The sequence below is a fragment of the Streptomyces sp. CC53 genome, assembly GCF_001865245.1.
Lineage (GTDB): Bacteria > Actinomycetota > Actinomycetes > Streptomycetales > Streptomycetaceae > Streptomyces.
Genome location: NZ_MKXB01000204.1, coordinates 1 through 18,482 on the forward strand (window position 1 = coordinate 1; position 18,482 = coordinate 18,482).

The 18,482-nt window shown below is 72.5% G+C and carries 12 protein-coding genes; all 12 read right to left on the reverse strand.

The annotated features are described in order from the left end of the window. Positions 1-12: 12 nt before the first annotated feature. The 12 genes from BJP40_RS27645 to carA all read right to left on the reverse strand — a co-directional run bounded on the left by BJP40_RS27645 (position 13) and on the right by carA (position 18,377). A complete protein-coding gene (locus BJP40_RS27645; protein ID WP_071283127.1) occupies positions 13-954 on the reverse strand; it encodes a M56 family metallopeptidase in 942 nt (313 codons plus the stop codon). Positions 955-959: 5 nt separating this feature from the next. Continuing rightward, positions 960-1,364, reverse strand: a complete 405-nt coding sequence (locus BJP40_RS27650; protein ID WP_071283128.1) for a BlaI/MecI/CopY family transcriptional regulator — start codon at positions 1,362-1,364, stop codon at positions 960-962. 75 nt (positions 1,365-1,439) lie between these two features. After that, complete coding sequence (locus tag BJP40_RS27655; RefSeq protein ID WP_071283129.1) at positions 1,440-2,795, reverse strand: dipeptidase; 1,356 nt, start codon at positions 2,793-2,795, stop codon at positions 1,440-1,442. A 150-nt stretch (positions 2,796-2,945) separates the two neighbouring features. Then, positions 2,946-4,271: an MFS transporter gene (locus BJP40_RS27660; RefSeq protein ID WP_079169084.1), complete on the reverse strand. Its 1,326-nt coding sequence runs from the start codon at positions 4,269-4,271 to the stop codon at positions 2,946-2,948. Positions 4,272-4,279: 8 nt separating this feature from the next. Further along, positions 4,280-5,128 carry an alpha/beta fold hydrolase gene (locus BJP40_RS27665; protein WP_071283130.1) on the reverse strand — a complete coding sequence of 283 codons (849 nt, stop codon included), beginning with the start codon at positions 5,126-5,128 and terminating at the stop codon, positions 4,280-4,282. Continuing rightward, positions 5,121-8,288: a non-ribosomal peptide synthetase gene (locus BJP40_RS27670; RefSeq protein WP_071283131.1), complete on the reverse strand. Its 3,168-nt coding sequence runs from the start codon at positions 8,286-8,288 to the stop codon at positions 5,121-5,123. Before BJP40_RS27670 ends, BJP40_RS27665 begins: the two co-directional genes overlap by 8 nt. Before the next feature lie 272 nt (positions 8,289-8,560). After that, positions 8,561-10,126 carry a carbamoyltransferase C-terminal domain-containing protein gene (locus BJP40_RS27675; protein ID WP_071283132.1) on the reverse strand — a complete coding sequence of 522 codons (1,566 nt, stop codon included), beginning with the start codon at positions 10,124-10,126 and terminating at the stop codon, positions 8,561-8,563. A 32-nt stretch (positions 10,127-10,158) separates the two neighbouring features. After that, the gene (locus tag BJP40_RS34695) at positions 10,159-11,880 is read right to left on the reverse strand and encodes an FAD/NAD(P)-binding protein (RefSeq protein ID WP_071283133.1); all 1,722 of its coding nucleotides are present in this window, start codon (positions 11,878-11,880) and stop codon (positions 10,159-10,161) included. After that, on the reverse strand, positions 11,877-12,881 hold the full coding sequence (sbnB, locus tag BJP40_RS27685) for a 2,3-diaminopropionate biosynthesis protein SbnB (RefSeq protein ID WP_071283134.1): 1,005 nt from the start codon (positions 12,879-12,881) through the stop codon (positions 11,877-11,879). The genes BJP40_RS34695 and sbnB overlap by 4 nt, the downstream gene beginning before the upstream one ends. Beyond that, complete coding sequence (gene sbnA, locus BJP40_RS27690; protein ID WP_175499867.1) at positions 12,868-13,869, reverse strand: 2,3-diaminopropionate biosynthesis protein SbnA; 1,002 nt, start codon at positions 13,867-13,869, stop codon at positions 12,868-12,870. Before sbnA ends, sbnB begins: the two co-directional genes overlap by 14 nt. Positions 13,870-13,941: 72 nt before the next feature. Next, the gene (carB, locus tag BJP40_RS27695; RefSeq protein ID WP_071283135.1) at positions 13,942-17,253 is read right to left on the reverse strand and encodes a carbamoyl-phosphate synthase large subunit; all 3,312 of its coding nucleotides are present in this window, start codon (positions 17,251-17,253) and stop codon (positions 13,942-13,944) included. Continuing rightward, entirely contained in the window at positions 17,253-18,377 is a 1,125-nt protein-coding gene (gene carA, locus BJP40_RS27700) for a glutamine-hydrolyzing carbamoyl-phosphate synthase small subunit (protein WP_071283136.1), read from the reverse strand. Before carA ends, carB begins: the two co-directional genes overlap by 1 nt. Between the last annotated feature and the right edge of the window lie 105 nt (positions 18,378-18,482).

An 18,482-nucleotide genomic window follows, 5' to 3' on the forward strand; every position in this document is an offset into this window, starting at 1 on the left:
AGCCGGTGGGGCTCAAAGAGGGGTGGCCGCCTTGAGGATGAAGAAGAGGGTGACCGCCGCGTTGGCGGAGGACAGGGCGGAGGCCGTCGTGCCCGCGGCGGCGGCCCAGGCGGCCAGGCCGGTCGCGGTGAAGACCGGGGGCCACACCCGGGCCGAAGGGGCGGGGCCGAGGAGGGCCGCGACCCGGCGGGGCACGGGGCCGGGGGCGGCGAAGCCCGCGAGAGGGGCTGCGGGGGCGCCGGGGGAGACCAGGGCCGCCTTGCCGACGGCGCGGGCGACCACGCGGCGGCTGCCCACGGCCGCGGCGGCCTCCTCGTCGGCCCAGCGTTCCGCGGTGTAGGCCACCGCCGTGTGCAGTGGCCGGAGGAACGGGTTCGCGCGGGACGCGAGGCGGACGACCAGCAGGAACCGGTGGTGCCGGGCCGTCAGATGGGCCCGCTCGTGGGCGAAGAGGGCGCGTCGCTCGGCGCTGTCGAGGGCGGCCAGCATGCCGGTGGACACGACGACCGTGTCCCGTGCGCGGGCCCCCGCGGCGGGGAGCGCGTAGGCGTACGGGACGGGGTCGGGCAGCACCGCCACGGGGCCGTCGGGGAGCCCGGCGAGCGCCGAGCGGGCCCGCAGCCGCACCCGGTGGTGGTGCAGGGCGAGCCGCGCGCAGGCCGCGACCACCGCGATGAGCGCCGGGATGGCGGCCTTGCCGGCGACCTCGTCGTACGGGACGGCTTCCCGCACTTCCGGGTCGGACCAGCCGTCGGGGAGCGGGTTGCCGGGGAGTTGGGCCGTGCCGACGACCATGAGCAGCAGGAGGCACAGGGTGCTGCACACCGCCAGTACGGCGGCGGCGCCGGTCAGCAGCCAGGTGGCGGCGCGGGGGTGGAGGTGCTGCTCGGCGAGCCGGGCCATGGGCCAGGCGGTCAGGGGGAGGACGAGGGGCAGGAAGACGAAGACGCCCATGGCCGTCAGTCTTCACCCTCGTCCGCCGACTGGGCCAGCAGGCCGCGCAGGAGGCGCTCGTCGCCGGGGGGCAGCGCGGTGACGAAGCTGGTCAGGACCGCCTCGCGGTTCTCCTCGGCGTCGAGGACGCGGCGCATGCGGAGCGCGGCCAGTCCCGACGGGTCGACGACGGCGGTCCACCGGAAGGCGCGGCCCGTGCGTGCGCGGGTGACGACGCCCTTGGCGTGCAGGCGGGTCAGGATGGTGATCACGGTGGTGTAGGCGAGGCCGCCGCCGAGGTGCTCCTGTACGTAGGCGACGGTGACCGGCTCCGGCGCCCGGTACAGGACGTCGAGGACCGCGTTCTCCAGTTCCCCCTGGGCCCGTCTGCGGGACTGCCGGTCGGCGCCGCCGTCGTCGTGCTCCGTCATGCTGATGCCCTTCTTCCCGCCGGCCGCCCGCCATCGTACTGACGCTGCGGCCGGCGGGCGGCCCGCCGGGCGGGGTCAGGGGGTGCCGTAGCGCTGGAGGAACAGGGCGAGGGACAGGGCCGTGCGGGACAGTTCGCCGGGCGCCACGCTCTCGTCGGGCGCGTGGATCAGGCAGCTCGGCTCCTCCACGCCCAGCAGCATGATCTCCGCCTTCGGGTACAGCTCGGCGAGGGTGGTGCACAGCGGGATGGAGCCGCCCGCGCCGAGCAGGGACACGTCCTGCCCGTACGCCTCCCGCATGGCGCCGGCCAGGGCGGTGTGGGCGGGGCCGCCGGTCCCCGCGGAGAACGGGGCGCTGGCCTGGCCGCGTTCGACGTCCAGCCTGGCGCCCCACGGCGCCTCCTGCCGCAGGTGCTCGACCAGGGCGTCCTGGGCGCGGACGGGGTCGGTGCCCGGTGGGACCCGCAGGCTGAGGCGGGCCGACGCCCGGGGTGGGACGGCGGCGACGGAGCCCCTGACGGGCGGGCAGTCGATGCCGAGCACGGTGAGCGCGGGCCGTGCCCAGAGCAGGTCGGCGACGCCGGCGCCGCCGCCGAGGACGTCCACGCCGTCCAGGACCCGGGCGTCGCGGCGGAACTGCTCGACCGGGTAGCCGCGGCCCGGCCAGGTGCCGTCCTGGTCCAGGCCCCTGACGGCGGTCTGGCCGTGGGCGTCCCGCAGCGTGGACAGGAGCTGGATCAGTGCGGCCAGCGCGTCGGGGGCGGCGCCGCCGAAGACGCCGGAGTGGGCCGGGGAGGCCAGGGTGCTCACGGTGACCACGACTTCGGTGACCCCGCGCAGGCCGACCGTGACGGAGGGGACGCCTTCCGCCGCGTTGCCCGTGTCGCAGACCAGCACCGCGTCGGCGCGGAGGTCCTCGGGGTGGCGGCGGGCGTGGTCCTCCAGGCCGCCGGTGCCCTGCTCCTCGGAGCCCTCGCAGACCACCTTGAGGTGGACGGGCAGGTCGGCGCCGGTCGCGCGGAGCGCGCGCAGGGCGGTGAGCTGGGCGAGGATGTTGCCCTTGCAGTCGGCGGCGCCGCGGCCGTACCAGCGGCCGTCACGCTCGGTCAGGGTGAAGGGCGGGGACTGCCAGGCGGCCTCGTCGGGGGCCGGCATGACGTCGTAGTGGGAGTACAGCAGCACGGTGGGCGCGCCGGCGGGGCCGGGGCGGCGTCCGAGGACGGCGAGGCTGCCGTCGCTGGTCTCGGCGAGCCGCGCGTCGTCGAAGCCGACCTCGGCGAAGGCGTCGCGCACCCATGCGGCCGCCCTGCGGCAGTCCTCCGGGGGGTGGGTGCGGGGGTCGGCGACGGAGGGAATGGCGACCAGGTCGGCCAGGTCGTCGCGTAGGCGTGGCATCAACCGGTCGATCTGCCGGGTGAGTTCGTCGCGCATGCATGCTCCGGTGTGGTCCGGTGGGGCTTGTGCGGCGGTCGGCCGTGGGCCGAAGGCGCCGGGCGGGAGGCGGTAGGCCGCGCGGGGTGGGCGGGCGCACGGCGGACGGGCCCCCGCTCCGTGGGCGCACGGGGCGGGGGCCCGGGGGTGTCAGCCGGCCTTCGCGGCCGGAGCCGGTTCCTCGGCCGCGGGGGGAAGTTCCCGCAGCCGGCTGACCGGCGACCTGACCAGTGCCACGACCACGGCGGCCGAGAACACGGCCGCCACGGTGAGGGCGTTGCGGTCGCCCAGCCAGCCGGTGAGCAGGCCGGCCGCGAGACCGCCGAGGGCGCCGCCGCCGAAGAGGAGCGTGCGGAAGCAGGCGGTCATGCGGCTCATCATCGACTGCGGGGTGGTGGTCTGCCGGACGCTGACGATGATGACGTTGGCGATGCCGAGGCCCAGGTACGTGGTGAAGAAGGACAGCACGACCATGCCCACCACCACGGGCGTCGGCCCGGCCGCCAGCACGATCAGCATCGGACCGAGCAGCAGGGCCGTCTGGGCGACGAAGTAGACCCGGCCGATCGGGAAGCGGCCCACGACCTTGCGGGAGACCATCGCGCCGATGAGGCCGCCGATGGACGCCGTGGCGAAGATGCCGCCCAGGACGGACGAGCTCAGGTGGAGCACCTTCGACCCGTAGATCAGGAACATGGTCCAGACGGTGATCATGGAGAAGTTGCAGCAGAAGCCCACGAGTGCCAGCCAGCGCAGGATCGGCTTGCCGAACACCCACTGGAGCCCCTCCTTCAGCTCCACCCCGACGTGGCGCCTGGCCGTCGGCTCGGGCCGCGCCTCGCGGGTGCGGACCAGCAGCAGCATGACGGTCGACACCAGGTACGAGAACGCGTTCACGACCAGCGCCACGGGCGCGGTCATCGCCGCGACCAGGACGCCCGCCATGCCGGGGCCGGCGACGTCCGACACGGACTGGCTGACGCCCATCTTCTGGCTGGCCTCGACGTAGTGCCGGGGGTCCTTGACCAGGGTCGGCACGAAGGGCATCCAGCTCACGTCGAACAGGCACGACGCGACGCCGAGCGCGCAGGCGATGACCAGCAGCAGCGGCATGTTCAGCACGTCGAGCCAGTGCAGCACCGGGATGAGCGCGATGAGCACCATGCGCACGATGTTCGTGCCGAGCATGACGTTGCGCCGGCGTGAGCGGTCCACCCACACGCCGAAGACCAGCGCCAGCCCGAGGTACGGGACCAGCTGCAGGAACCGCAGGAGACCGACCTGCTCGTCGCTGGCGTTGAACGCGTAGAGCGCGGTCAGCGGCAGCGCGAGGTTGGTGACCTGGGTGCCGAGCAGCGAGATGGTCTCGCCGAACCAGAACTTCAGGAAGTCGGGGTTGTGCCACAGGCTCGGCAGCGGCTCCTCCGCCGCCCCCTCCGCGGGGTCGTCCCGTCGTTCCTGCTCAGCCGTTGACAAGGGACCTCCTAGGCACGGGAACCCTCACCGCCGGTCGCCTCGCCGCCGCCCGGGGTGCCGGAGGCTCCGTAGAGGTCGTCGCGGACGATCCCGTACAGGGTCGGCAGCCGCTCACCGGTCCAGACGGAGTGGTGGGTGCCGGGGACGGTGTGCTCGCGCAGGCCCGGGATGAGCCGCTTCCACTGCATGTCGGCGGCCACAGACTGCTCGGCCATCACGTGCACCGCGCGCCCGTCGTAGCGGCCCTGGACGTCGATGGCGTAGAAGCCCTCCAGGTGGGCCCGGAAGACGTCGTACTGACCGGACAGCAGGTAGGAGTCGAACTCCTCGGGCAGGATCCCCGACTCCTCCACGGCCTCGAACACGGTGTCGGGTTTGACGTCGGCGGGCCAGCCGGCGAACAGCGACCTGAGCTCGGCCGGCACCTCCTCCAGGCCCATCATGTCGCGGACGAACCGGATCAGGATGTCCCGCTCCGGGGGGAGCGGCATGACCACGGGCAGGCCCGAGTCCACCATGATCAGGCGGGACACGTCGGCGCCGTCCGCGGTGAGCCGCTTGGCCATCTCGTAGGCGAGCAGTCCGCCCAGGGACCAGCCCAGCAGCCGGTACTCGCCGTCGGGCCGGAAGGCGCGCAGGATCTCGGTGTACTCGTCGGCGAGGTCCGGCAGCGACCGCACCGGGGTGCGGTCGTTGTCGAAGCCGGGCGCCTCGAAGCCGTACACCGGCTGCTCGCCGCCGAGCATCCGGGACAGGCCCGCGTAGGAGTACGCCGAGCCGGAGACCGCGTGGACGCAGAAGAGGGGCACGCGGTCGCCCTCGGTCTGGAGCGGTACGAGGCGTTCCAGGTCAGGCACGGGCCTTCGCCTCGATCCGCTCGTCGATGACGGCCGAGATGCCGCTGACGGTGGCGTTGCCGTAGAGCAGCCGCACGCTGATGCGGATCTTGAAGTGCTTGTTGATCCGGCTGACGACCCGCAGGGCCTGCAGGGAGTTCCCGCCGATGTCGAAGAAGCTGGCGTCGGCGCCGACCCGCGGCAGCGACAGCACCTCGGCGAAGGCCCGGGCGACCTCCTCCTGGGTGGGCGTCGACGGGGCGACGAACGCGCGGCCCTCGTCGTCGTCCTTCGGGTCGGGCAGGGCGTTGCGGTTGATCTTCCAACCGTCGTTGTTCATGGGGAACTTGTCGAGCGGCATCCACGCCGTGGGCACCATGTAGTCGGGCAGCGAGGCGCCCAGGTGCTTGCGCAGCGCGTCGACGGCCGGCGGCTCGTCCACGGACGTGTAGTAGGCGACGAGCCGGTTCTCGCCCTGCCGGTCCTTGCGCATCAGCACGACGGCCCGCAGGACGCCCGGGTGGGACTGGAGCACCGTCTCGATCTCGCCGAGCTCGATGCGCAGGCCGCGCAGCTTGACCTGGTTGTCCATGCGGCCGAGGAACTCGATCTGCCCGTCCTCGGTCCACCGGACCAGGTCGCCGCTGCGGTAGACCTTGCTCTCCGCGTCGAACGGGTCCTGGATGAACCGCTCCGCCGTCATCTCCGGCTGGTTGAGGTAGCCGCGGGCGAGCCCGCCCTCCGCGCCGCCGATGAGGAGTTCGCCGTAGACGCCCTTGGGCACCAGGTTGTTCTGCCGGTCCACGACGTAGACCTGCCGGTTGAGCTGGGGGCGGCCGATGGGCGGAGGGGTCGTCCACTCCTTCTGCTCGACGTGGTACTCGGTCTGGCCGATCGCGCACTCCGTCGGGCCGTACAGGTTCAGGTACTTGCGGCCCGGCAGGTTCCACTTGTTGACGAGCTCCGGCGGCAGCACCTCGGCGCCGCCCATCACGTACTTCAGGTCCGGGTACGGCTCCGGCTCCATCACCGACTGCATGGCCGGCGGCAGACCGGCGTACGTGACCTTCTGGTCCCGCAGCAGCGCGGTGAGCGCCTCGGGGGACTGGGCGTCCTCGGGGTGGACGGCGACGACGCGCGCGCCGACCAGGAAGGCCGTCCAGATCTCGCCCTGCGACATGTCGAAGTTCAGGGCGGGCAGCTGGAGCAGGCGGTCCTGCGGGCCGAAGTCGAACGAGCGGCGGTACGCCTCGCAGAAGAACGACACCGCGCGGTGGGCGATCATCACGCCCTTCGGCGTGCCGGTGGAGCCGGAGGTGTAGAGGACGTACGCCAGGGACTCCCGGGTGGTCCACTCCTCCAGCGGCTCGTCGGCGGGCAGCGCCTCGATCTCCGGCCAGTCGGCGTCGATCAGGACCCGGGCCCAGCCGTTCGGCTCCGGCAGCCGGTCGGCCAGCGGGGACCGGGTCAGGACGATCGGCGCCGCCGTGTCCTGGATCATGTAGTCGAGGCGGGTCGCGGGCAGCTTCGGGTCCATCATCGCGAAGGCGCCGCCCGCCTTCAGGATGCCGACCATCGCCACGTACGCGTCCACGTCCCGGTCGATCACCGTGGCGACGACCTGGCCGTGCGTGAGCCCGAGGTTCCGCAGGTGCCGGGCCAGCAGGTCGGCGCGCCGGTCGAGCTCGCCGTACGTGAGCTCGTTCCCCCGGCACACGACGGCCACCGCGTCCGGGGTCTCCCGGGCGATCCTGGCGAAGCCCACGTGCAGCGGGTCCTCGGCGTACTCGGCGGGCTCGCCCTTGCCCAGCGCGAACAGCTCGTCGCGCTCGGCGTCGGTGAGCAGCGGGAGCTGGGAGACGCGCAGCGAGGGGTCCTTCACCGCGGCGGTCAGGACCGTCTCGATGTGCCCGAGCAGGGCCTGTATGCGCCACTCGTCGAAGAGGTCCTTGGAGTACTCGACGACCGCCTTGAGGGTGTCCTCGGTCTCGACGAAGTCGATGGCCATGTCGAAGCGGGAGGCGGCGGCCGGCACGTTGAGCGGCTCGCTCACGGTGCCGGCGAAGCTGACGCTGCCGCCGGAGTTGGCGGCGCCGAGGAGCTGCATGGACACCTGGAAGAGCGGGTTGCGGCCGGCCACGCGCACCGGCTGGACCCGCTCCACCACCAGGTGGAACGGCACCTCCTGGTGCTCGTAGAGGTCCAGGTTGGCGTCGAGGGTCCGCTCCAGCAGTTCGGTGAACGTCGGGTCGCCCGACACGTCCGAGCGCAGCACCACCATGTTGACGAACAGGCCGACGACCTCTTCGAGGTCGGCGTCGACCCGGCTCAGCATCGGGACGCCGATGGGGATGTCCTCCTGGCCGGTGTAGCGGCTGAGGACCACGTTCAGCGCCGAGGCGAGCACCATGTAGAGCGAGGCGCCGTTCTCCTTGGCGAGGGCGCGGGCCTTCTCCAGCAGCTCCGGCGGGTACGCCCGGACGGTGGAGCCGCCGCCGCGGGCGGCGACGGCGGGCCGCGGCCGGTCCGTGGGGAACTCCAGCGTCGGCAGGTCGGCCAGGCGCTCCGCCCAGAAGTCGAGCTCCTCCTGGAGGACCTCGCCCTGCATGTGGGCGCGCTGTTCCCGCGCGTAGTCGAGGTAGCGGGACCCCTCGCCCTGGAACTCGGGCTCGCGGCCGGCGAGCAGCGCCTCGTAGGCGAGGGTCAGCTCGGCGTTCACCACCCCGGACGACCAGCCGTCGGTGACGATGTGGTGCAGGTTCTGCACGAACACGTGCTCGTCGTCGGCCAGCTTCAGCACGGAGTAGCGGTAGAGCGGGCCCTGCTGGAGGTCGAAGGGCCTGCCCGACAGTTCGCGCAGGGTCTCCTCCACGACGGCCTGCTGCTCCTCGGGGGAGAGCCCGCTGTGGTCGACGACCGGCAGCTCCACCTCGGAGGGCGGGTTCACCACCTGGTGGGGGGTGCCGTCCTCGGCGTGGAAGGTCACGCGCATGGCCTCGTGCCGGGCCACGACCAGCGTGAGGCTGCGGCGGAGCAGGTCGGTCCGCAGCGGGCCGCGCAGCCGTGACGCGAGCAGGATGTTGTAGGCCGTCGCACCGGGGGTCAGCTGGTCGAGGAACCAGAGCTGCTCCTGGCCGAAGGACAGCGGCGCTTGGTTACGGGCATCTGAGGACGTGGTCATGTGGGGCGACTCTCTGATCGATGGAACGGCAACCCGATGAAAAGCCACACGGTGGAACGGTCACGCGGTGGAACGCGGTGGAACGGTCACACGGTGGAGCGGCGCCGCCGGGTTCGGCGGCGCGGTGGAGCGGCGGCGCGGTCCGCCCGCGCCGCCGGGGGCAGCGCGACGGCGGGCCCCGCGGCGGCCCCGCCCCGGCAGGGGGAGGCCGACCGCGATCCCGCGTGGTGGAGCGTCAGGTGGAGGGGCGGCCGGCGCACCGGCCGGCCCGCTCACGCCTTCTTGGTGATGAACGTGTCGTTGACGACGTAGCCGTCGAGACCGTGCTCTTCGCCGTACGTGATGAGGTCACTGGTGGTGTTGATGAACCCGCGGCCGTTGAAGTTCAGCGAGGTGTTGCAGAGGACGCTGAATCCCGTGATATCACGGAAGGCCTCCAGCAGTTGGGCGATTCCGGGATTCCGCTCGCGGGTGACGGTCTGGGTGCGGGCGGAGCCGTCGATGTGGGTGACCGCCTTCAGCGCGTCCGTGGTGACGCGGTTGAAGAACAGCATGAACGGGTCCTGGACGGCGCCCACGAACCATTTGTCCGCGTCCTCCTCCAGGCAGATCGGGGCGATGGGACGGTAGCCCTCGCGGCCCTTGATCTTGTTGAGCCGGACCGTGGTCTCCTCGGTGAACGGGGCGGCCAGGATGGAGCGGTTGCCGAGCGCGCGGGGGCCCATCTCGTAGCGTCCGCGGGCCCAGCCGATGATGTTGCCCTGCTCCAGGAAGCGGGCCACCTCGGCGGCGACCAGCGGCCGGGTGTCGTACTTCGCCGGGTCCGGCGTGACGTCCTCGACGAAGCCCTCGCCGGCGTACACGTCCCAGTCGATGGTCGCCTGGCCGGTGTAGAAGTGCTGCGCGTCGATCGCGGTGCCGAGGGCCGCGCCGCTGTCGTTCGGGCACGGCGGCACGAAGACCGACTCGAAGAGGCCGCTCTCGCGGAAGCGGGCGTTCCACTCGCAGTTGAGGCCGCAGCCGCCGGAGATCTGCAGCGGGAGGCCCTCGGTGAGGTTCTTCTGCGCGTAGTCGAAGAACCGGCCGAAGATGGCGTCCGAGTGCTTGCGGGCGGCGTTGCGGTACGCCTGCGACTCCACCCCGGCGTTGTAGAGGTGCGACCACTTCAGTTCGTCCTTGGAGACGCCGAGGACGATGCCGTCCTGCTTGAGGATGAAGTCGATCACCTCCTGCTCGGCCTTGGTGGTCGGGCCCTCCTCGGCGAAGGCGGTGAGCGCCATCTGCTTGCCGGCGTGGCTGTAGTTGAAGTAGCCCTTGCCCGTGGGGTGCTTGGGGTCGGCGAGCGCGAAGAGGTAGGCGTACTTGTTGCCCGGGTCGCTCATCACGTGCTTGAGGTGGGTGACCTGGCCCGCCTCGTCGATCCGGTAGAAGTCGCCGATGTTCCCCTCCCACACGAGGGCGTAGTGGGGCTTGCCCGCGGTGGCCGGCGCCATGCCGTACGCCGTCATGATGTGCGACCGCTCGTGAGTGGACGAGAAGATCCGCACGTCCTTGCCGAACCACTTGCCCGGATCATCCTGTATGGAGCCCTCACCGACGCCGAAGTAGCCCGCGCGCAGCTTCGGTTCGACGGAGTGGAAGCCCTTGACCCAGCCGCTGAGCGAGATGACGTCCGGCTGCCGGTCCAGCATCCCGGCGGCGCGGGTGATCACCTCGGCCGTGAGCCGGTCGTACCGCGGGAAGCTGTCCTTCTCCGCCTCCAGGGCGAACAGCAGCTTGCCGTCCTCGATCGCGACGACTCCGCCGTCGTGTCCCTCTTTGAAACCCAGGATCAGCATGGGTGAGTGAGCCTTTCTTCCGGGAGATCGGGTTACTGAGTCGCCTGCTGCTCGCCCCGAGGCGAGCCGACGGCGGGTACGCGGCCGAGCACAGGCCCCAGGACGCGGTCGAGGTCGGTCAGGGCACGGGACCAGACGTGCGGTGACGGGACGTAGTGGTTGTAGTAGCTGGCACCCTCGGCGGGCGGCCCGAAGACGGCCACCGCCCGCGGCGCCGGCGGGGGGCCCTCCCGCGGCAAGGCGAAGCCGTCGCGGTCCAGCCGCAGGGAGCCGCCCGGCCCGAGGGCGGCCCAGGTGCGCAGCGAGTCCGCGACGGGGTCGGACTCCGGGTCGGCGGCCGGCCACGCCAGATTGGCCCTGACGACGAGGTCGACGTGCAGGGAGTGCGGGGTGTCCAGCAGCGTCGAGGCGAGCGTCCAGCCGCCGCCCTCCGCCCGCTCCAGCGCCGGGTCCGGGCCGGGGCCCGGCACGACGACGCCCGCGTCCATCAGCCGGAGCAGCTCGTCGATGCGCTCCTTCTGCGGGCCGATGACCGTGCGGTTCACGAGCGCGGTGTAGGCGCCCATGAAGTAGCGGTGGGACTCCTCCGTCAGCCCCGGCGGGTCGAGGGCCGCCCGCAGGCCCTCGCGGTGGTCCCGCAGGATCTCCAGGGCCTCCTTGACGCGGCTCGTCCCCAGGCCCCGGCGGGCCTCCGCCAGGTCCTCGCGGGCCCGCTCCCGCAGCTGCCGCGCGTAGTCCTCGTACGTCGCGCAGCGCTCGGGACCCCCGTGGTGCGAGGAGAGCTGCCGCTCGACGGCCGCGACCTCCTCCGGCGTCGCCCCCGCGAGCCGGCCCAGGGCCTCGCTGCGGACCAGCGGCTCGACGTCCCGCCGGAAGTCCAGCCGGCCGTCCCCGGTCCGCTCCCGCAGCCGGGCCACGGCCTCCCGGGTCAGGTGCGCGGCCGGGGCCGCCCGGCGCTCCCGGGTGGTCGTCGGCCGGGCGCGGGGCAGCCACCCCGTGCGGTTGGCCAGGACGATGCGCGGCTCCCGCCCGGAGGGGGCGTACCCCTCGTCGGTGAACTCGCCGCCGCGTCCCACCGTCAGGGCGGCGATGACGTCCATGGCGGTGAGCCCGGTGCCGAGGAGGGCCACGGTCGCGCCGGCCGGGACGCCCTCCACCTGGTCGGGCAGCGGGTACGGCGCGTCGATCAGGTCGCCCGCGGGCGCGGGCGCCTGCGGGGCGGCCAGCCCGTGGCCGGTGGTGACCACGGCCAGGTCGACGTCGAGGCGCGTGCCGTCCGCCAGGGTGACCGCGGCCCCGCCCGACGCACCGCCGGAGGGCTCCACGGTGCGGGCGGCGGTGGCGACGTGCCGGACGGTCAGGCGCTCCGGCAGCCGCCCGAGGAGGTCCTCGGCGGCCCACTGGAGGTACTCGGCCAGCAGCCGGCGCGGCAGGAAGTCGTCGAAGGCGGCGGGGACGCCCTGGCGCTCGCACCAGGCGAGGAAGTCGGGGCCGGTGGTCACCGGGGCCCCCGGCACCATCCGCTCGTCGGAGTAGATCGTCAGCTGCGAGGCGATGGTGTTGAGCAGCAGGTAGTCGGGCTGCTTCGCCGGGTGGACGCCGCTGCCCAGCTCGCCCGGTTCGACGAGCACCAGTTCCACCGGGCGCCCGTCGCCCTGCGTGTGGCTGATGACCCGTTCGAGCACGGACAGCCCGCGGGGCCCGACGCCGACCACGGCGATGCGCAGCGGCCGCGCCGCGCGGTCCTCGGTCACCAGCGGCTCGTCTCGCCGAAGAAGTCCGGGACCTCCGTCGCCAGGCCCTGCGCGCGGGCCGTCTCGTGGACGAACTGCCCGACCGCCAGGTCGAGCACGCCGAGGCCGAAGGGGGAGAAGACCAGCCCGCGCTGCCCCTGTGGCTGCGTCCGGCCGCGCAGGACGTCCGCGAGCGTGCCGCTGACGAAGTCCCGGTTGCCGACGGCCTGTTCGGCGAGGTGCGGCGAGGTGTTCGCCTTCATACAGTGCTCGACGTCGTCGAAGTAGTTCTCCGCGGCGAGGATCACGGACGGCTGGAAGTCCCGCAGCGAGATGTTCAGGACGACCTGCCCGGGCTGCAGGTTCCGGCTGATGTAGGGGGTGCCGGCGGTGGTGGTGGTCACCACGGTCTGCGCGGCCAGCGCGTCGTCGAGGCGCTCGACGGGGCGCGCGTCGACGCCCAGCTCCTCGGTCGCGTACCGCACGAGGTTGGCCGCGGAGTCGGCGTGCAGGTCGTGGATGGCGAGGGTCTCGATCGGGTACGCGGTGGCGGCCAGGTACCGCAGCACGGTGCGGGCGATCACGCCGGCGCCGACGAAGGAGACGTGGCCGCTCGGCGGGATGTGCCGGGCGAAGGCCCGGGCGGCCACGGCGGCCGAGGCGGCGGTGCGGGCCGCGCTGATGCTGGCGGCCTCCAGGAGGGCCTTCGGGTAGCCGGTGGCGTAGTCGTTCAGCACCAGCACCGCGGAGGCGCGCGGGATCCCCTCGTGCACGTTGTTCGGGAAGCTGGAGATCCACTTGATGCCGACGGTGTGCTGCTCGGCCAGCTCGATCGCGGCCGGCAGGGCGATGATCCGCGCCTCGGGCTTCTCGGGGAAGCGCAGGAAGTAGCTGTCCGGGTTGACCGTCCGCCCCGAGTCGTGCGCCAGGTAGGCGTCCTCGACCAGCTGGACGATCCGGTCCGCCGAGGTGTCGAGGATGTCCTTGACGGCCTTGCCCGGTATCAGGTCAAACGAGAACATCGAGCTCCCCTATCTGTGACTGCTCGTCAGTGCTTGCCGCCTCGGTGAGCCCCCGCCCGACCACCCAGTCGTCGTCGTACACGGAGGCCAGGTACCGCTCGCCCAGGTCGGGGGCGATGGCCACGACCGTCGCGCCGGGGGCGATGGACGCCGCCTTCCGGCGGACCGCCGCCAGCACCGTCCCGGTCGACCCGCCCGCCAGCAGGCCCGTGTTCCTGGCCAGCCAGCGGCACTCGCGCACGGTCTCCCACTCGGGCACCAGCACGACCTCGTCGGGGACCTCGCGGTCGAGGATCGGGGGCCGCTGGCTGGTGCCGAGGCCGGGCACGTGGCGGATCCCGGCCACGTTCTGGAAGTTCATCGACCCGACCGTGTCGACGGCGGTGATCCGGGTGTGCGGGCTGCGGCGCCGGAAGTAGTCGACGCAGCCCATCAGCGTGCCGCCGGTGCCCACCCCGAGGAACAGGTGGTCGACGCGGTCGAAGGACTTCAGCACCGACGGGGCGGTGGTCTGCTCGTGGGCCGTCGGATTGCCCGGGTTCTCGTACTGGTTGAGCCAGTGCAGGTGCGGGTCGGCGGCGAGCCGCTGCCTGATGTACGCGAGGCGGGTCCCGAGGAATCCGCCGTTGTCGTCGCGCTCGTCGACGATCACCACGTGTGCGCCCAGAGCCCGCATGACGGCGACCGAGGTCGCATTCGTGTTGGGGTCGGTGACGCAGGTCAGGCGGTACTTCTTCGCCGCGCAGATGGTGGCCAGGGAGATGCCCAGGTTCCCCGACGTCGATTCGATGACGTGCAGGTTCGCCAGGTCCGCACCGGAGTGCTCGACCGCCTGGATGAGCCCCCTGGCGGTCTTCATCTTGATGGAGCCCCCGGCGTTGAAACCCTCGACCTTGACGAAGAGCTGCTCGAGGCTTTCCAGACCGTTCACGCGGAGGAAGACATCGTCCAATATGAGGTCGTACACGGTGTCTGCAATCAACGTCATTCCCGGAGGTGGTAGGAATCGTGCCGCCGGACGCGGGTGGCTGTCGGCGGGCCCGGGGGATGCGGCTCGTGGTCAGTGCGGCCGTTCCGACCCCCTGTGGAGGTGGGCGTGCAGGTCCTGCAGGGCGCCGACCTCGAAGTCGAGCCGGTTCCTCGTGCGGATCGCCCGGACCATGGCGAGCAGGGCCGAGGGCGTGGTGACGCAGGGAACGGAGTGCTGGGCCGCCGCCGTGCGCAGCGCTCGGTCGACGCCGCGGTCCGTGCCGGTGGCCCGGAGACTGACGGCCAGGCTGACCTCGCGCTTCCTGCACCACTCGCGCAGGGCGGCGGGGTCGCCGTCGTGCAGGACGTCCGCGGTGAAGCCCGCGGCGAGCAGCAGCGCGTGGCTGTCCGGGTCGGCGGCGATCTCGAAGCCCATGCCGCGCAGGGTCCGCAGCGACGGGACGACCCGCGGCACGTGGCCCTCCGCGGCGGACACGTAGATCCGGCCGGACAGCGGGGGCGGGAAGCCGGCCGCGGTCAGCGCCTTGGCGTAGGCGATGTCGAAGCTGGGACCGATCCCCATGACCTCGCCGGTGGACTTCATCTCCGGCCCGAGCAGGCTGTCCACGCCGTCACCGTCCAGGGTGCGGAAGCGGTGGAACGGCAGCACCGGGCCCTTGACGGCGCGCGGCGCGCCCGCCCGCTGCCCCGCCCCGTCGCCGTGTGCCGGCAGCAGGCCCTCGGCCCGCAGCTCCGCGATGGTCGCGCCCAGCATGATCCGCGTGCCGGCCTTGGCGAGCGGCACGCCGGTGGCCTTGGACACGAAGGGCACGGTCCGGCTCGCCCGGGGGTTGGCCTCCAGCAGGTGGTAGGTGGTCCCCTGGAGCGCGAACTGCAGGTTCAGCATGCCCCGTACGCCGAGCGCCGCCGCGATCGCCTCGGTGTGCCGGCGGACGGTGTCGATGTCCTGGGCGTCGAGGGTGTAGGGCGGCAGGACGCAGGACGAGTCCCCGGAGTGCACCCCGGCCTCCTCGACGTGCTCCATCACCCCGCCGAGGTAGACCTCCCGGCCGTCGCACAGCGCGTCCACGTCGATCTCGATGGCGTCTTCCAGGAACTCGTCGACGAGCAGCGGGTGCTCGCGCGAGACGTCGGCGGCGCGCCGCACGTACGCGTCGAGGGCCTCCCCGTCGGGGACGATCTCCATGCCGCGCCCGCCCAGCACGTAGGAGGGCCGGACGAGTACCGGGTACCCGATGCCCTCGGCGACGTCCCGCGCCTGGTCGAGGGAGCGGGCGATGCCGTGGCGGGGCGCCGTCAGGCCGGCGCCGGCCAGCACCTCGGCGAAGGACTCGCGGTCCTCGGCCCGGGGGATGGCGTCCGGGGTGGTGCCCGCGACGGGCAGGCCGGCCGCGGCCAGCCGCCGTACGAGCTTCAGCGGGGTCTGGCCGCCGAGCTGCACCACCACGGCCGCGACCTCGCCGCAGGCGCGCTCCGCGTCGTACACCTCCAGGATGTCCTCGAAGGTGAGCGGTTCGAAGTAGAGGCGGTCGGAGGTGTCGTAGTCGGTGGAGACGGTCTCCGGGTTGCAGTTGACCATCACCGTCTCGTAGCCGGCCTCCCGCAGGGCCATGGCGGCGTGGACGCAGGAGTAGTCGAACTCGATGCCCTGCCCGATGCGGTTGGGGCCCGAGCCGATGATGAGCACCTTCGGCCGCGGCTCCGGCCGGGCCGTCACCTCGGACTCCGCGTCCGGGTCGGCCTCGTAGGCGGAGTAGTGGTATGGGGTGGTCGCGGCGAACTCGGCGGCGCAGGTGTCCACGGTCTTGTACACCGGTCGCACCCCCAGCCGGTGGCGCAGCGCCCTGACCTCCTCCTCGCCGCCGAGGTCCGGGCGCAGCGCGGCGATCTGCCGGTCGGAGAAGCCGGACCGCTTGACGCGGCGCAGCAGGTCGGCGCCGGGCTCCGGGGCCGCGGTCAGCTCGCGGCGCAGCTCGGTCACGGCGAGGATCTGGTCGACGAACCAGGGGTCGATGCCGGACGCCTCGTGGACCTGCTGCACGGTGGCGCCGAGGCGCAGCGCGCGTTCGACGGTGTACAGGCAGCCGTCGTGCGGGGCCGCCAGCGCCTTGAGGGCGTCGGCCGGGCCCTCGGCCGGGGTCTCCTCGGGACCGGTCCAGAAACCGGTCTGCGCGGTCTCGGCGGAGCGCAGCGCCTTGCCGAGGGCCTCCGCGAAGTTGCGGCCGATGGCCATGGACTCGCCGACGGACTTCATGGTGGTCGTGAGGACCGGATCGGCGGTGGGGAACTTCTCGAACGCGAACCGGGGCACCTTGACGACGACGTAGTCGAGCGTCGGCTCGAAGCTGGCCGGGGTGACGCCGGTGATGTCGTTGGGGATCTCGTCCAGGGTGTAGCCGATGGCCAGCTTCGCCGCGATCTTGGCGATCGGGAAGCCGGTGGCCTTGGAGGCCAGCGCGGAGGACCGCGACACGCGCGGGTTCATCTCGATCACGACGAGCGCGCCGGTCCTGGGGTTGACCGCGAACTGGATGTTGCAGCCGCCGGTGTCCACCCCGACCGCGCGCAGCACGGCGATGCCGACGTCCCGCATGTGCTGGTACTCGCGGTCGGTCAGGGTCATCGCCGGCGCGACGGTGACGGAGTCCCCGGTGTGCACGCCCATCGGGTCGACGTTCTCGATTGAGCAGACCACGACGACGTTGTCGTTGCGGTCCCGCATGAGTTCGAGCTCGTACTCCTTCCAGCCGAGCACGCTCTCCTCGATCAGCACCTCGCCGAGCGGGCTCTCCTTGAGCCCGGCCGCGGCCAGCGTCTCCAGCTCCCCGGGGGTCCGGGCCGTGCCGGAGCCGAGGCCGCCCATCGTGTACGACGGGCGGATCACCACGGGCAGGCCGATCTCCTCGACCGTGGCCCGGACCTCGTCCATCGACCGGCAGACGGCGCTGCGGGGGGTCTCCGCGCCGACGGAGGCGACGATGTCCTTGAACCGCTGGCGGTCCTCGCCGCGGGCGATCGCCTCGACGTCGGCGCCGATCAGCTCGACGTCGTACTTCTGCAGCACGTTCCGCTCGTGGAGGGCGACCACGCAGTTCAGCGCGGTCTGCCCGCCGAGGGTGGCCAGGATCGCGTCCGGCCGCTCCTGGGCGATGATCTTCTCCACGAACTCCGGCGTGATCGGCTCGATGTACGTGGCGTCGGCGAACTCGGGGTCGGTCATGATCGTCGCCGGGTTGGAGTTGACCAGGCTGACCCTGATGCCCTCCTCGCGCAGGACCCGGCAGGCCTGGGTGCCCGAGTAGTCGAACTCGCAGGCCTGGCCGATCACGATCGGCCCGGAGCCGACCACCAGTACGTGTGTGATGTCCTCGCGGCGCGGCATCAGCGGGCCCCTCCCATCAGGTCGACGAACGCGTCGAAGAGGGCGGCCGCGTCATGGGGGCCGGCCGCGGCCTCCGGGTGGTACTGGACGGAGAAGGCGGGCACGTCCAGGCAGCGCAGCCCCTCCACCGCCCCGTCGTTGGGGCAGTGGTGGGAGACCTCCGCGGCGCCGAAGGGCGTGTCGAACCGCTCCCCGGCCTCGCCCTCCACGGCGAACCCGTGGTTCTGCGCGGTGATGGAGACGCGGCCGTCGGCCGCACTGACCACGGGGATGTTCACGCCGCGGTGCCCGTAGAGCATCTTGTACGTGCCGCGGCCGAGGGCCCGGCCGAGGATCTGGTTGCCGAAGCAGATGCCGAACAGCGGGACGCGCCGTTCCAGCACGCGGCGGGTGAGCTCCACCATCCCGTTCATGGCCGCCGGGTCGCCCGGCCCGTTGGACAGGAACACCCCGTCGGGTTCCGTCTCCAGGACCTGGTCCAGGGAGCTGGACGGGGGCAGCACGTGCGTCGTGATCCCCCGTTCGGCCAGCATCCGCAGGGTGTTGGTCTTCACCCCGAGGTCGAGGGCCGCCACGCTGAACCTGCGGGTGCCCGCGGCCTCGTGGACGTACGGCCGTACGGTGCCGACCCGGGAGGCCAGTTCGGCGCCGGCCATCGGGGGCGCGGACAGCACCTGCTGCGTCATGGCGTCCCGGTCGCCGAGGGCGTCCCCGGAGAACACCCCGGCGCGCATCGCCCCCGCGGACCGGATGCGCCGGGTCAGGGCCCGGGTGTCGACCTCGGCGATGCCGACGATCCCCTGCCGGGCGAGCTCGTCGACCAGGTCCCGCCGCGAGCGCCAGTTCGACGCCGTACGGGAGGGGTCGCGCACCACGTAGCCGGCGACCTGGATGCCGGTGGACTCGTCGTCCTCGTCGTTCCAGCCCGTGTTGCCGATCTGCGGGGCCGTCTGTACGACGATCTGCCCGTGGTAGGACGGGTCGGTCAGGGTCTCCTGATAACCCGTCATGCCGGTCTGGAAGACCAGTTCTCCCAGGGTGCGCCCGTGCGCTCCGAAGGCCCTCCCCCGAAACACCGAGCCATCTTCCAGGACCAGCGCAGCCTGCGCCGCGGACGCACTCACGGTTCTCCCTCCGAGCTCCGACAGCCGGGCCCCGAGGCGTCGGGGCCGGACACAGCAGGGTCTGAATCAGCAGGGGCTAGAAACGGCAAGAGCTTGAATCGGACA